Here is a 15,265-nt window from a genome sequence, read left to right on the forward strand (position 1 = left end):
TCACTGGCGTTTGCTATAATGTGGCTGCCTATGTACTGCTGAACAAAATCTATACAGCAAAGATCAACAGACCCTAGAAACTCAGAACATTTCTGGGGGTGATCTCCTGCGACTTAGCATGAGCCATGAACTATTTTTTGCTCGTCTCTAGCTGAGGGGGTAATTTCTGCGATCTATTTATCCTCATGAATTAATGGTTGTTTTTTGTTTTTTTTTATCATTATCTAAGCTGGTTTATAACACCAACCACTTGTCTTAAGTCAAGAATTAATCAATAAAACAATGAAGAACTGTGACAGCCTTACTACACTCTTTGTTATGCACGCGATAAAAAAGTTATTTTAAATTGACTGATGAGAATCACTCATGAGTTCAAATTGTAATGCAGCTTCTATTTTTACTCGCCGTCGTCGCGACGGGTGTAGGCATCAAAGCCGTTTAATTTATCGTGGAGTATGCAGTCTTAGCGTCGGTTTGGATGTTTCTTCCCTTAGTTTTTTTTCACTTAAATTAGACTAGGGTGAAGTAATTTGGAAAGAGTGACTTAAAAAACAGTATTCAGAGCTGAATCTCCAAATCATGTAGAACTTCAGTCCAAGAATAAAACACGCTGATTCTGGGTGAATGTTTTAAATGTTGAGTGCGAAGGAGAAGTTGCTAAGGGACTCAATAAACCCCTTTGGGCAATTTAGTTAATAAAAGGTGTGTAAGGAGGTTGTATGGCTAAAACCATTTTGGTGGTTGATGACTCAGTGTCAATTCGACAAGTTGTTGGTATTGCCTTAAAAGGTGCTGGCTATGATGTTATTCAAGCTTGTGACGGTAAAGACGCGCTAAGTAAAATGTCAGGTCAAAAAATTAACCTGATTATCAGTGACGTCAATATGCCCAATATGGATGGCATTTCTTTCCTGAAAGAAGTGAAGCAGCACCCAAAATATAAGTTTACGCCCGTTATTATGCTAACCACCGAAGCGGGACAGGGAAAAATGGCAGAAGGACGTGCAGCAGGAGCAAAAGCATGGGTTGTTAAGCCATTTCAACCACCGCAAATGTTAGATGCTGTGGCTAAGTTAGTTTTACCGTAAACAAGGGGATCACTCGATGAGTATTGAAGCTAAAGAGCATAACGGTGCCCACTTTTTAGAAATTAACGACGAGTTAACTATATATACCGCGGCAATGATGAAGCAGGAGTTGCAAGATGTGTTATCAAAACAAGACGAGTTGGAGATTTCATTAGAGTGTGTATCGGATATTGACAGTGCTGGTATACAAATATTGATTTTGTTACATCAACAAGCAAAGAAAAAAGGAAAAACACTGCGATTTATTAAACATAATCGTCAAGTGATTGATGTATTAGAGACCCTGAATCTTGAAGCCTTATTTGGTGATCCCATCGTATTGCCAGCAAAGGAATTTTAATATGCTTGATGATACTAAAAAGATATTTATCCAAGAATCTGAAGAGCTACTTGAGCAAATGGAAAATGCTTTGCTCGAAATGGAGCAAGTCCCGAATGATGCCGAACATTTAAATAGTGTATTTCGAGCCATACACACAATAAAAGGAGCTGCGGGGATTTTTGGTTTTGATGCCATCGTAGCTTTTACTCATCCTGTTGAATCGGTAATGGATAATGTTCGTAATGGCTTACGTTCAGTTGATCCTGATCTCATCGCCCTATTATTAAAGTGTAAAGATCACACCGCTAATTTGGTGGAGTTTATTTCAGGAGAGCAGGAAGATATTTCTGAAACGCTTCAAGAAGCGGGGAAAAAGCTATTAAATGAATTAACTCCAGAGCAGCCAAGTGAACTTACGGTTACTAATACTAATGAAAAAATCGAAGTCAGTGATAAAAGAAGTCCTTCAGAGGATCACTGGGTTATTTCATTAGACTTTAAACCGGATGCCTTAAGAAATGGGCTTGACCCTTTATCATTTATTAATTATTTAAAAAGAATGGGTGAAATAATTGAGATAATTACTTTTACTCACGACTTCCCCTGCTGGGAGGACATGGATCCTGAATCATGCTATCTCTCCTTTAGAATTGCACTATCAAGCTCGGCCAATAAAGAAGAAATAAAGTCAGTTTTTGAGTTTGCCCTAGATGATTGCGAACTACGTATTGTGCCGCCGCACTCTGAGCTAGAAAAATATTTGGCATTATTGGAAGAATTAACAGGTGAGGAACTCAATAAGCTTGGTGAGTTATTGATCCAAGTGGGTGCATTAACAGAGCAAGAGTTGAACAGTGCATTGCAGCTCCAAAACGGCGTTCTTAATGATGGTACAACAAAAGAGATTAAACCATTAGGTGAAATTTTAGTCGAGCAACATGTTGTTAGTAAAGACGTTGTCGAAAAGGCAGTTGCAAAGCAAGAAATTATACGAGAAAAGATCGCTCAAGAAACGCAATACATTCGAGTAGATGCAAATCGTCTTGGTCAGCTGATTAACCTTGTTGGCGAGTTGGTTATTTCTAATGCCGCTGTAAAGCTTTTAGTTGAAAAGCATGATCTCGCAGATGTGCAAGAGGTAGTAAGTGGTGTTGAAGGTTTAGTGGAAAATATTCGCGATCATGCTTTGCAATTACGCATGGTGCAAATTGGTGAAACCTTTTCACGTTTTCGTCGAGTCGTGCGCGATGTCAGTAAAGATTTAAATAAAGATGTTGAGCTAGTTATTACTGGCGGTGAAGCAGAGCTAGATAAAACAGTTGTTGAAAAAATTAACGACCCCCTTACACACTTAGTTAGAAACTCTCTCGATCATGGTTTTGAGACTCCAGATGAAAGAGTGGCGCAAGGTAAGCCCAGAAAAGGAGTGCTGCGCCTAAATGCATTACATGACTCCGGTCATATTGTTATTCAAATAGCAGATGATGGTGCTGGTTTAGACACCGATAAAATACGTAAAAAAGCCGAAGAAAAAGGGCTGATTAATGTTGGGCAGGAATTAAGTCAGCGAGAAATATTAAGATTGATTTTTGAACCAGGGCTGACCACTAAAGATACCGCCAGTAATATTTCTGGACGTGGCGTAGGTATGGATGTGGTTAAACGCAATATCGATGCTTTACGTGGAACGATTGAAGTGGATAGCGAGCGGGGTAAGGGCACGTTAGTGACGATTCACCTTCCTTTAACACTCGCCATAATAGAAGGTTTTATGGTTGGGGTGGAGCAAGAGCGCTTTGTCATTCCATTAAGCATGGTTGAGGAATGTGTGGAAATGAACACCGATGAATGGCACCTCGATAAAAACAGTCATTATGTGAACTTGCGCGGTCAAGTTATGCCCTACATAAAGTTGAGTGAATTTTTTGGCGTTAACTATCAGCAAAGCCATCGCGGTCGAGAAAGCTTAGTTATCGTTAAAGCAGGTAGGGCAAAGGCGGGTATTGTTGTCGATCGATTATTTGGTGAATTACAGACCGTTATAAAGCCTCTGGGTAAAGTTTTTCAAGGGTTAAAAGGCGTAAGTGGGGCCACTGTATTGGGTAGTGGTGAGATCGCATTGATATTAGATGTACAAGGTTTAATTGGTTTAGCGAGTGCTAAAACAACTGATGTAAAAACACTTGAATCGGTTTAGGTAGGGGATAACTCATGGCAGAACTTATTACCGGCTATGGCATTGAGCATGAAGAATTTCATCAACAGTATATTGAAACTGTTACCCAGTATTTAACCTTCTCTGTGGCTAATGAAACCCTCGCCGTAAATATATTGGCAGTAAATGAAATTATTGAAGTAAGTGAGATAACGTTTATTCCTAGGATGCCAGAATTTATTCGAGGTGTGATTAATTTGCGAGGGGCGGCTGTGCCGGTAGTTGATTTGTCGTTAAAAACGGCGAAAGGAGTCATGAGCAAGCTAAGTGATAAAAGTTGTATTGTATTAGTTGATGTTAACCCTCCATCTGGAGGCAATCAAGCTATTGGCCTTTTAGTGGATGCAGTTAAAGAAATTGTTGAATTTGATCACAAAAGTATTCAGCCGGCACCTCAAGTAGGAGACAGTAATAATGCTGATTATATCCAAGCCATGGGGAAATTAAATGAAGTCTTCGTCATTATTTTAGAGGTCGATAATATACTGTCATCAGGCCAAATTAAATCCTTGATGGAAATTAATTAAGACCAAAATAAAGTGATTTTTTAGTTGGAACAACTCTTAAAAAGGAGAGAGATATGTTCAAAAACTTAAAGCTAAGTTATCAAATAAGCCTAGGCTATGCGTTGGTAATGTTATTACTGGTTGGGGTTTCATTCTCTGCATTTATCGGCTTGAAAAAGTCTATGAATGGGTTTAATGAATATCGCGAGTTAGCAATCGATTCTAATCTTGCCAGTCGAGTGGAAGCTAATATGCTATTGGTTCGCTTGTTTGCGAAAGATTACACTATTAATCACACTGACCAAACAATTGCTTCTTTTAAAGAGCGCTACGAAAAACTTTTGGAATATACCAAAGAAGCGCAGAGTGAAATTAAAAAGCCAGAGCGAGCTGAAAACGTTGCTTTTATTGCCAATGAAATTGGCAATTACAACAAAGCGTTTGATAAAGCGGTTGTGCTTATGTCTGAGCTAAAAGAAATTGAAAAGTCGACGCTGGTGCCGTCGGGGAATGCAATGCAGCAGTTAATGAGTTCTATCATGGACTCAGCCCATAGAGATCAAGATCCTGACGCGGCTTTTTATGCAGGAGACACCCAAGAATCGGTTTTACTGGGTCGGTTATATTCAGCTAAATATTTAGCTTCAGCCAGTAAAGCTGATATGGATCGAGCGCTAGAAGAGATGGATAAGAATGTCATCGCTAGAGCGAAAGTATTAGATGAAAATTTACAAAATCCCGAGCGGAGAAGGTTGTTTACAGAATTTATGCAGCAACGGGATATTTATGTAGAAGGACTAAACAAAGTAAATGAGTTAATGATCGCGCGTAATAATGTTATCAAAAATGAGCTTGATGCAATTGGCCCAAAAGTGGCAAAGGCATCAGAAGAAGTAAAATTATCGGTACAAGCAGATCAAGAAGCGTTAGGTCCTCAAGTTAAAGCTCAGAATGAAAATACTATTTCGCTGATTATGTGGGTGTCGGTATTAGCGACCTTATTTAGCATACTGTTATCTTGGTTTTTGGTTCGGTTGATTAAAAAACCGCTAGGCGGCGAGCCACGAGATATGGAAGCGATTGCACGTGAAATCGCGGACGGTAACTTAGATATTAAATTTAATAATCAAGCTAATGCCACAGGTGTATATAAAGCCATGATGGATATGGTTGACCATATTAGCGGTGTTATTCAACAAGTGAGAGGCAATGCCGACAATTTAGTGAGCGCGTCTCAAGAGGTGAGTGCCACAGCGCAAACGATTAGCCAAGCAGCGACCGAGCAAGCAGCCAGTGTTGAAGAAACAACTGCCTCGGTAGAAGAGCTCAATGCATCGGTGCAGCAAAATACAGACAATGCTCGTGTGACCGATAGTATGGCCACTAAGGCTGCTGAAGAGGCGACCAAAGGCGGTGAAGCGGTTAATCGTACTGTGCACGCCATGAAAGAGATCGCCAACAAAATTGGTTTGATTGAAGATATTGCATACAAAACGAACCTGCTTTCTTTGAATGCCGCGATTGAGGCAGCAAGAGCGGGTGAGCATGGTAAAGGCTTTACTGTGGTGGCGGCTGAAGTACGTAAACTGGCAGAGAACAGTCGTGTAACTGCTCAGGAAATCAACGCACTAGCAACAAATAGTGTTTCTATCGCAGAAGAAGCTGGGCGCTTATTAGAAGAAATTGTGCCTAGCATCAGTAAAACAGCAGATTTAGTGCAAGAAATTTCAGCAGCGTCAGAAGAGCAATCGTCAGGCGTGGGCCAAATTAATAGCGCGATGTCTCAGTTGGATAAAGCGACGCAACAAAATGCGGCCTCCTCAGAGGAATTAGCAGCTACGGCGGAGGAGTTAAGTGCGCAGGCGAATGGACTGCAGCAAGCTGTTGCATTTTTTAAGTTGTCATCGGCACAAGCTGCGGGGAAAGGGCAAGATAATTGGTCTGCTCCAGCAGCCACTAAGTCAGTAGCGACTAAACCCAGAAATTCATCGGGTGGCGGCTTAGAGTTGGCGTTTAACGAAAAGAACTTTGAGCGCTTTTAAGAGGCTATCAAAATGAATGAATTGGCGATGGCGGTAAATAAGCAAGACCACTACTTAGGAGATGGGGTGGCGGATGGCGCTTATCAATACTTGACCTTCTCAGTGTTGGGAAAGCTAATGGCCATTGGTATTTTAGATGTGAAAGAGATCATTGAGGTGAGCTCAATGACTCGGGTACCAATGACACAAAATAGTATTAGAGGAGTCATTAATTTACGCGGTAATGTGGTTCCTGTGGTCGATTTAGGAGCAAGACTAGGCTCTCATATTATTAAGCTAACCAAAAAGAGCTGTATTGTTTTGGTTAGCTTGGCATTTCACGATGAGACGCAAACGATGGGAATTCTCGTTGAGCAGGTGAATGAGATTTTAACTATTCCTGAGCAGAATAGACAAAAGCCACCAGACTTTGGTACGGATATTGACAGCAAATTTATTAGCCAAATTGGTCGTTATGAAGAAGATTTTGTCATTTTACTTAACAAAGAAAAGGTTTTGTGTGTTGAGGAGCTATCTGAACAGATTGTCGCGGCTCAGTCTTCTTTTTGTGTTTAAAAATTAATTGCTTAGGAAAATTTAAAGACCGTGAATCAAGCATGTGAAATAGCAGAGCGCAATCCTTTCCAAGTTCGGCCTATTACCGACAAGGAGTTTTATCAATTTAAAACATTGATATATGAGGTCGCTGGTATTTCTATGGCGCCCGGTAAAAAGAACTTGGTGATGTCGCGTTTAACTAAACGCTTGGTTCATTATGGGCTAAAGCGTTTTGATGAATATTATGCTCTTATCCATAGCAAACAGTCGCCAGACGAGTTTCAAATAATGGTGGATTTGTTAACCACCAATGAAACGTATTTTTTTCGTGAGCCCCAGCACTTTGACTTTTTAGTCGATCAACTTATTAAGCCGTGGCAAGGTGATGAGCTTAGAATTTGGAGTGCAGCATGTTCATCAGGAGAGGAAGTTTATACCTTAGCGATGGTTTTGGCGAAATATTTAACAGGCAAACCTTGGTATGTTTTAGGCTCAGATATCAGTACTAAAATGCTTGCAAGTTGTAGGCGCGGGGTTTATCCGCTCAGTCGCATGGGCAGCATGAATCAAGAGTTTCTACACAAGTATTGCTTGCGTGGGGTACGCGAGCAAGAGGGCACTTTTTTAGTGGACAGTAAGCTAAGGAATTGCTGTCAATTTGAGCAAATAAATTTAACTAAAACCTTACCCAATATTGGTTTGTTTGATGTGATATTTGTTCGTAATGTCATGATTTATTTTGACCAAGCCGTTAAAACAATGGTCATTGATAAATTGATTCAAAAGCTTAAACCCGGTGGCTATTTAATTACTAGTCATTCAGAGACTTTGCACGGTATTACCGATAAATTAACCATGCTTAAACCTTCTATTCACCGAAAGAAAGAGTGATATGAAAAGATATAAAATTCAAGGAGGTGAGCGTGTTGTCATTGACCCCGGAGAATTTTATGTCAGTGCCAACCGTGATGTTATCTCCACGCTACTTGGCTCTTGCGTTGCCGCTTGTTTATGGGATCCCATTAATCGCGTTTTTGGTATGAATCACTTCTTATTAGCAAGTCGCCAGAGTGGCTCCCATCAGCCTATTATGGAATCACAAGCAGGGCGTTACGGTGTGCATGCAATGGAGCTATTAATCAATGGTATGTTGCATAAAGGCGCGCAGCGTAGTTTATTGCAAGCAAAAGTATTTGGTGGCGGTAATGTGATAAATCTTGGTTGTTCAGGGCACAGTTTTTTTGCCGTTGGAAGTGCAAATAGCCAGTTTATTATGGACTTTTTAGCTAACGAAGGAATACCGCTACAGGCGCATCATTTAGGCGGCGATCATGGCCGAATGATTCATTTTGTCGGCGATGACTACTCCGTTTTTATGAAACGGATTGCAACCAGTGTCGAGCAACAAGTTGCCGCAGAGGAGCGCCGCTACTTTAACAAAGAGCTATCTCAACTGAAAAGTGGTCACGCTATTCAACATGTGAAATTTTGGTAATTTATGGAGTTCAATTGGCCATTAACGTATTAATCGTCGACGATTCTGCTGTCGTGCGCCAAGTGCTGACCCAGCAGTTAGATGGCGCTGCTGGCATTAAAGTCATAGGCGCGGCTTCTGATCCTATTTTTGCGATGAAAAAAATGGCCAGTCAGTGGCCTGACGTGATTGTTCTGGATATTGAAATGCCTCGTATGGATGGCATTACATTTTTGAAAAAAATCATGGCAGAAAGGCCGACGCCAGTGGTGATTTGTTCAACCCTTGCGGGCAAAGGAGCTGATGCGACGATGCAAGCTCTGGCCGCTGGGGCCATTGACGTGATCACTAAGCCTAAGGCTGGACTAAAAGGCTTTTTACAAGAGCAAAGGGCGATGATGATTGACGCTATCAAGGCCGCTGCGATGGCAAAGGTTGGTGGCAGGGCCAGAGCCCCTAGTGCACTTCCCGTTACATCTAAGCTGAGTGCTGATGCGGTTATTGCTCCTTGCGCGAATAAACCTATGTCTGAAACGACCGATAAAGTGATTGCCATTGGCACTTCGACCGGTGGAACACAAGCGTTAGAGGCGGTGTTAGTGAATTTACCTCGCACTGCGCCCGGTATCGTGGTGGTGCAACATATGCCTGAGAATTTTACTGCGGCTTTTGCTGGTCGCTTAAATTCTTTGTGCCAGATGAATGTGAAAGAAGCTGAGCATAATGATCGCGTTGTTCCCGGTCAGGTGTTAATCGCTAATGGTGGCAAACATATGTTGCTAATTCGCAGTGGCGCACAATATCGAGTGGAGTTGAAAGATGGCCCATTGGTTAGTCGGCATCGCCCTTCTGTTGATGTGTTATTTCGTTCTGTCGCAAAGGCAGCTGGCGCTAATGCGGTGGGCATTATTATGACAGGTATGGGCGATGATGGCGCCAGAGGGCTAAAAGAAATGCACGACGCGGGCGCTTATACCGCAGCACAAGATGAAAAAACCTGCGTGGTTTATGGCATGCCAAAAGAGGCGGTAAAGCTTGGCGGTGTCGATATACAGTTACCCTTGCAGCGGATCCCTGAGCTAATAATGAAAGCGATAAAGTAACAAACGACGCCCTCCTACTTGGTAGTGCTTGCATCTTGGTGCGACTGCATTATGATCGCAACATAGGTTTAGGAGGCATGATGAAATTAAGTAAAAAAGCGTGGAATAACGTATTAATCTTTGCTGTGCTAGGTATGATCTTTATCTTTAATTTCAGCCATAAGCGCATGCTTCACGAAGATATATCCACTCCTAAGCAAGCCACTTTATTACCTAGTCACGGCATGATTTTAACGATGCAAGGGCCAGATTATACCATCGAACGTATTGGTCGCAGTTGGCGGAGCCGCCCTGATATTGGCCTTGCGCCTGAACAGCTTAACACAATGATGAATGCTTGGTTGTCTGAGCCTCTTAACACCCTAGAATTAGCCCAAGGACAGTTGCCTGTTAGCCAATACAGTCAAGTTTATCAATTTTGGTTAGCTGGTGTGGACGAGCCGGTCAGCTTGACGCTTTACCAGTTAGACAGTGGCTTAGTGATCAGTAATTGGCAGTCACAGTTATTGCAGCTGGATGAGCTTAATATTCATAAGCTGTTGCCGAAATAAGTGAAAGCTTAACCTAAACCGACGCTTACTTGTTTACGTATCATACCCTTTATTCCATGCCGTTTTATGACCCAAAGAGCCTATCATGCCTGAGTTACCCGAAGTTGAAGTAAGCCGTCAAGGCATCGCCCCGTTTTTAACAGGGGCGACCATTAAGCAAGTTATTGTTCGTGAGCCAAGAATGCGCTGGCCGGTGCCAGACTCGATTCAAGAGGCTTGCGATCAAGTGATTGAGCGAGTAGAGCGCCGCGCTAAATATATTTTATTGCGCACGCAAGTGGGCAGCATTATTTTACATTTAGGCATGTCGGGCAATTTGCGCGTCCTCCCAGTTGGCAGTGAGGTACAAAAACACGATCATATCGATATTGTGTTAAACAGTGGCCAATTGTTGCGGCTACATGATCCGCGCCGTTTTGGCGCTTGCTTATGGGTGAAAGGCGAGCCTGAATTACATCCATTGCTAGCCAAGCTGGGGCCTGAGCCATTAACCGCCGACTTTAGCGATGAGACCCTGTTTGAACGTTCACGTGGCCGTAAAACTGCGGTGAAGCAGTTTATTATGGATAATGCCAATGTTGTAGGTGTAGGTAATATTTATGCTAATGAAAGCTTATTTCGTAGTGGTATTCACCCTAAGCGCGCCGCGGGTAATATTTCTAAAGCACGCTATCAAATATTGACTGAACATATTAAAACCGTGCTCGCAGAGGCGATTACTCAAGGCGGTACTACCCTTAAAGATTTTACTAAAGCCGATGGTAAACCGGGCTATTTTGTGCAACAACTGGCGGTATATGGTCGCGCCGGGTTGCCTTGTACACATTGTGGTAACACCTTACAAGAGATCCGCTTAGGCCAACGTAGCACCGTATTTTGCACTCAGTGTCAGCGTTAACTTTTGCTAACGTCGAATAATGTGGGATTCCCTATGTACTATTTTTAACCCGAGTTCTGGATAAGCAAAATAGTATATTTCCTCTGCAAAAACGCGGTTAATATGTCCCTATACGTTTTGTGTTTTCATCCCTGAAAACTTAAATTGTGCAGTAAAAATATACTTTATCCATTCGTAATAGGCTTAAGCAAAACTGAGGTTATTTTATTTTGTAAGGCTTGCTTAACTGATGCGGGGACAAGATCTTTTACATCGCCACCATGCTTGGCAATTTCTTTTACCAAGGTAGAAGAAATTGCACTATTTTCAGGGCTTGGCGTGAAGATTACGGTTTCAAGATCAGGATTGAGCTTACGGTTCATGTTAGCTAATTGCAGTTCATAATCAAAATCGTTGCTGCCCCGTACGCCACGGATCATTACTTGAGCGTCATGCTGCTTAGCAAAATCGGCGAGTAAGCCCTTAAAGCCAACAATTTGCACATTATCTAAATGCTCTGTTGCCTGTTGTAATAAGGCAACCCGCTCGGCTAAATCAAACATTGGCTGCTTACTTGGGCTAGCAGCTATGCTGATGATCACAGTTCCAAACATTTTACAGGCACGTTCAATCAGTTCTATGTGACCATTAGTGACGGGATCAAAAGTGCCTGGATAAATTACGCGTACTGTCATGTCGAGATATTCCTGTTGTCATCTGAAACGGCTATGATTCGCGTTAGTATATACTCAAGCCACACTTGCTGAACAGGCTCCTTAGGGCTGTTTTGGCTTAGGGTATAACTGATTTAAAATAAATAAGGAAGGTTGAAGTGTTAACAAGGCTGTGTTTCTTTTCTCGTTATAACTTGGTGGTTAATCTAGTTTTATGCTCAAGTTTTACCCTTCTAAGTGGTTGCAGTGTACCTTCAGTGTGGAACGATGAAGCAGAGGTAACGCAAGAAATACAAGCTGTCGCTCCCGTTTCTGGTGATATGCAAATTAGCACTTTAACTGAGCAGCAAGTGAAGTTTACTGTGCTGGCTTCATTACCTAGTGATGTGAGTGAAACATCGGGTTTAGCAATGCGTTATGGCAAGCTTTGGACCATTAATGACAGCGGCGATGGTGCTTTTTTATACAAGCTAAATTTAAGTAACCAGTTTATTGAAACCAAGCTTAAAGTGACCGACGCGGTTAACCGTGATTGGGAATCTCTAGCCCAAGATGATGCCTATCTTTATATTGCTGATTGCGGCAACAACAGTGGTAAGCGCGACACTTTTCAAATTTACCAAGTACCTTGGCATGAAATCGATATTGCCCCTAATGGTTCGCGTTTAAGCAGTGATCGCATCAATATTAAGCTAGAGAAGCAAACTGCCGATCTTGAAGCTTATGAGCATAACTATGATTGCGAAGCAATTACTATGGTGGACAATCAGTTGTGGTTGTTTTCAAAGAACTGGCAAGATCAGCAAACTCAGTTATATCAAGCTGAATTTGGGACTTCGCCCCAGTTGCTAAAGGCCCAGCAAACGTTACCGGTGCAAGGCTTGATCACCGCGGTAGACTATCACCAGCCTTCGGGACAGCTAGCTTTGCTGGGTTACAGTAAACAGCGCTTGTTTGGCCATGCTTTTATTTGGATTTTTGATGTCGTGGGCGGCGAAGTGGATTTGAGCCATGCCAAATATTATCAGTTGCCTGAGTACTCGCAGTGGGAAGGGCTACTATGGAAGAATGATAAAACCCTATTAATCAGTGCTGAAAGTAGTCCATTAAGCTCTGCTGCGTTAGCTGAGGTTGTGCTACCTAGCCATTGATTGCATCTAAGCGTTTTGCGATTACTTGGCAGGCGATATTATTTCACCTGATATCTAATTAATCCGAGCACTCTGTACTAAGCTTTCTGAAGGCGAATCATCGCATTCAAGGGAGTGAATATGTCCAGTTTGCAAATGCCCCAAAAAGTGGCCGTGCTTGGTTTAGGTTATGTCGGCTTACCTTTGACCCTCGAATTTGCTAAGCATTTTGCCACAGTGGGTTTCGATATTAATGCTCAGCGCGTAGCTGAGCTGCGCCAAGGCCGTGACCGCACACTGGAAGCCACTACCGAGCAACTGCAAGCGAGCCAAGCCATGTTTAGCTCTGATCCCCAAGACATGGCTGGCTGTCAGTTTTTTATCGTTTCCGTTCCAACTCCCATCGATAAGCATCATCAACCTGATCTATCTCCTTTAGTGGGCGCGTCAGAAACCGTAGCTAAGGTATTAAAGCGTGGCGATATTGTGGTGTATGAAAGCACTGTTTTTCCCGGCGCAACTGAAGAGGTGTGTGTGCCGCTATTAGAGGCAGGTTCAGGCTTGGTATTTAATCAGGACTTCTATTGTGGTTACAGTCCAGAGCGGATTAATCCGGGTGATAAAGAGCACACCTTAACCAGTATTGTTAAAGTAACCTCGGGCTCTACCCCTGATGTGGCAGAGATTGTTGATGCCATGTATGGCAAGGTGATCATGGCAGGTACCTACAAAGCCAGTTCGATTAAGGTGGCTGAAGCGGCGAAAGTCATCGAAAACACCCAGCGTGATGTCAATATTGCCCTCATTAATGAGTTAGCACTGATCTTCGATAAAATCGGTATTAACACTGAAGAAGTGCTGGATGCTGCGGCGACTAAGTGGAACTTTTTACATTTTCATCCAGGTTTAGTCGGTGGGCATTGTATTGGTGTTGACCCTTATTATTTAACCTATAAAGCTCAGGAGCTGGGTTATCACCCTGAAATGATTCTTGCGGGACGACGCTTAAACGATGACATGGGCATTTACATTGCCGATCGTGTGGTGCGTTTGATGCTCAAACAAAAAATCCAAGTGAGTCAATCTAAGGTGTTGATTATGGGGCTGACCTTTAAGGAAAATTGCCCCGATTTACGCAATACCAAAGTGATTGATGTGATCAATGAGCTGAAAACCATGGACGTTAACGTGGCAGTGTTTGATCCATGGGCCGATCCGGAAGAAGCGCAGCGTTTATATGGCATTGAATTACACACAGAGTTACCCGAACAGCAATATGACGCTTTGGTGCTCACTGTGTCTCATCGTCAAATCATGGCGCTGTCTGAAGCGGACTATAAGGGGTTGTCAAATCCCAATGGTTGCGTGATATTTGATGTGAAAAGAATTTTAGATAGCCCGCTAGTGACCGGGCGATTGTAGGAGATGATAATAAATAAGTTCAGGAAGCGACTATTTCTTCGCAACACCACAGCAAGTACATCCTTGTATGCTTAACTTTTTCATCCCTGAAAAAGATATATTGCGAATAACTATACGCTTCCTTCATTTGGATTTTACCGCTACTAATAAGTCCAGCTTGCATTTATAACTGACTGATTACCTTATCTAGCTCGGCTTGCACCGCTGCTAGGGTGATATCTTGCATCACATGATCGCCTTTCACCCGAGTTGCCCAGGCTAATTGCTCGATAGGCTTTTGCTGTTGCTGAACCACATGCTGCTCATAAACACTTACTACTTTATCTAAATCGTTGTAAGGGCCGGTGCGCTTAGGATTGCTATGACCATATAAACCGATCACTGTGGTGCCTTGTGTGGTGGCTAAATGAGCTGGACCCGAGTCGGGCGCTATCACCACATCAGCAGCGGCCAACACGGCAGTTAGCTGCTTTAATGAGGTTTTACCTGTTAAGTTGATAATGGGCTGCTGGCACAGATCGCTAATAGCTTGTGCCAGTTTTAGCTCTCGCGGAGCCGGTGAGCCACATAAGATCACCTGTAAACCTTGTTCAGTAGCATAATCGGCAATGGCGGCGTAGCGGTCGGTGAGCCAGTTACGTTCATCTTTACTGGCCGCAGGTGAAATCACTAAGGTTTTTTTGCCTTGGCAATAGCCCTTAGCAAAATCGAGTTCGGCTTCGCCAAGCGGAATGTTCCACTGTGGTGATTCAAATGGCACACCCAAATAACGCGCGAATTCGGCAAAGTTGTCCAGTACATGTATGCTGTTGGAGCTTGGCAAATGGCGATTGGTGACTAACCACTGCCCCTCTTTGCTGCGATTTTTACTAAAACCAACGCGGTATTTCGCCTTAATTCCTAACGACAACATACTGGCGCGTAAGGCAAGCTGCATGTGTAACAGGGTGTCAAAACGCTGATTTTTTAGCTTAGACCAAACTTGACGCATGCCAGCAAAGCCTGCTTTTTTATCAAAGATGACCACATCAATGCCCGGTAAGTCACCGATTAATTGCGCTTCAATTTTGCCACAGACCCAAGTGATTTTAGTGCTGGGCCAATAATCTTGAATGGCTTGGATCACGCTAATCGCGTGGCACACATCGCCAATCGCTGACAAACGTAAAACACATAAAGAATTGGGCGCAGCAGTAAACAAAGCCATGGACCAGTCTCGCTATAAATGGGAGATGAAATTGATTGAAGACAGAATTATGCAGCTTGCTCAGTTAATTGTAAAATGCCCCCTTAATCGTTAATTGATATTGTGACAAAAGGGACA

General features: G+C 42.7%; 15 protein-coding genes. 13 read left to right on the plus strand and 2 right to left on the minus strand.

Annotation, left to right across the window (positions count from 1 at the left end; translation table 11 throughout):
• Positions 1-719: 719 nt before the first annotated feature.
• From K1M91_RS18010 to mutM, 11 genes are all read left to right on the plus strand, one after another.
• On the plus strand, positions 720-1,088 hold the full coding sequence (locus tag K1M91_RS18010; protein WP_232803650.1) for a response regulator: 369 nt from the start codon (positions 720-722) through the stop codon (positions 1,086-1,088).
• 16 nt (positions 1,089-1,104) lie between these two features.
• The gene (locus K1M91_RS18015) at positions 1,105-1,428 is read left to right on the plus strand and encodes an STAS domain-containing protein (protein ID WP_232803651.1); all 324 of its coding nucleotides are present in this window, start codon (positions 1,105-1,107) and stop codon (positions 1,426-1,428) included.
• A 1-nt stretch (position 1,429) separates the two neighbouring features.
• Positions 1,430-3,607, plus strand: coding sequence for a chemotaxis protein CheA (locus K1M91_RS18020; RefSeq protein ID WP_232803652.1), 2,178 nt, complete (start codon positions 1,430-1,432; stop codon positions 3,605-3,607).
• A 14-nt stretch (positions 3,608-3,621) separates the two neighbouring features.
• The gene (locus K1M91_RS18025) at positions 3,622-4,152 is read left to right on the plus strand and encodes a chemotaxis protein CheW (protein WP_232803653.1); all 531 of its coding nucleotides are present in this window, start codon (positions 3,622-3,624) and stop codon (positions 4,150-4,152) included.
• Between the two features lie 53 nt (positions 4,153-4,205).
• Entirely contained in the window at positions 4,206-6,173 is a 1,968-nt protein-coding gene (locus K1M91_RS18030; protein ID WP_232803654.1) for a methyl-accepting chemotaxis protein, read from the plus strand.
• Between the two features lie 12 nt (positions 6,174-6,185).
• Entirely contained in the window at positions 6,186-6,728 is a 543-nt protein-coding gene (locus K1M91_RS18035) for a chemotaxis protein CheW (RefSeq protein WP_232803655.1), read from the plus strand.
• 30 nt (positions 6,729-6,758) lie between these two features.
• Positions 6,759-7,601 carry a CheR family methyltransferase gene (locus K1M91_RS18040; RefSeq protein ID WP_232803656.1) on the plus strand — a complete coding sequence of 281 codons (843 nt, stop codon included), beginning with the start codon at positions 6,759-6,761 and terminating at the stop codon, positions 7,599-7,601.
• A 1-nt stretch (position 7,602) separates the two neighbouring features.
• Positions 7,603-8,205: a chemotaxis protein CheD gene (locus K1M91_RS18045; RefSeq protein ID WP_232803657.1), complete on the plus strand. Its 603-nt coding sequence runs from the start codon at positions 7,603-7,605 to the stop codon at positions 8,203-8,205.
• A 14-nt stretch (positions 8,206-8,219) separates the two neighbouring features.
• Positions 8,220-9,287, plus strand: a complete 1,068-nt coding sequence (locus K1M91_RS18050) for a chemotaxis response regulator protein-glutamate methylesterase (protein WP_232803658.1) — start codon at positions 8,220-8,222, stop codon at positions 9,285-9,287.
• An 80-nt stretch (positions 9,288-9,367) separates the two neighbouring features.
• A complete protein-coding gene (locus K1M91_RS18055) occupies positions 9,368-9,838 on the plus strand; it encodes a hypothetical protein (RefSeq protein ID WP_232803659.1) in 471 nt (156 codons plus the stop codon).
• A gap of 85 nt (positions 9,839-9,923) precedes the next feature.
• Positions 9,924-10,736 (plus strand): bifunctional DNA-formamidopyrimidine glycosylase/DNA-(apurinic or apyrimidinic site) lyase, encoded by an 813-nt coding sequence (gene mutM, locus K1M91_RS18060; protein WP_232803660.1) that lies wholly within the window; start codon positions 9,924-9,926, stop codon positions 10,734-10,736.
• A gap of 164 nt (positions 10,737-10,900) precedes the next feature.
• Here mutM and coaD read toward each other — a convergent pair whose 3' ends face one another.
• Entirely contained in the window at positions 10,901-11,410 is a 510-nt protein-coding gene (gene coaD, locus K1M91_RS18065) for a pantetheine-phosphate adenylyltransferase (RefSeq protein ID WP_232803661.1), read from the minus strand.
• Positions 11,411-11,547: 137 nt separating this feature from the next.
• Between coaD and K1M91_RS18070 the strand changes: the two genes are divergently transcribed.
• Together K1M91_RS18070 and K1M91_RS18075 are read left to right on the plus strand one after the other, a co-directional pair.
• A complete protein-coding gene (locus tag K1M91_RS18070) occupies positions 11,548-12,540 on the plus strand; it encodes a hypothetical protein (protein ID WP_232803662.1) in 993 nt (330 codons plus the stop codon).
• A gap of 120 nt (positions 12,541-12,660) precedes the next feature.
• Positions 12,661-13,941, plus strand: a complete 1,281-nt coding sequence (locus tag K1M91_RS18075; protein WP_232803663.1) for a nucleotide sugar dehydrogenase — start codon at positions 12,661-12,663, stop codon at positions 13,939-13,941.
• Between the two features lie 163 nt (positions 13,942-14,104).
• Here K1M91_RS18075 and K1M91_RS18080 read toward each other — a convergent pair whose 3' ends face one another.
• Positions 14,105-15,148 carry a glycosyltransferase family 9 protein gene (locus K1M91_RS18080; protein WP_232803664.1) on the minus strand — a complete coding sequence of 348 codons (1,044 nt, stop codon included), beginning with the start codon at positions 15,146-15,148 and terminating at the stop codon, positions 14,105-14,107.
• Between the last annotated feature and the right edge of the window lie 117 nt (positions 15,149-15,265).

Source organism: Motilimonas sp. E26 (assembly GCF_021278025.1).
GTDB lineage: Bacteria > Pseudomonadota > Gammaproteobacteria > Enterobacterales > CBDFNC01 > Motilimonas.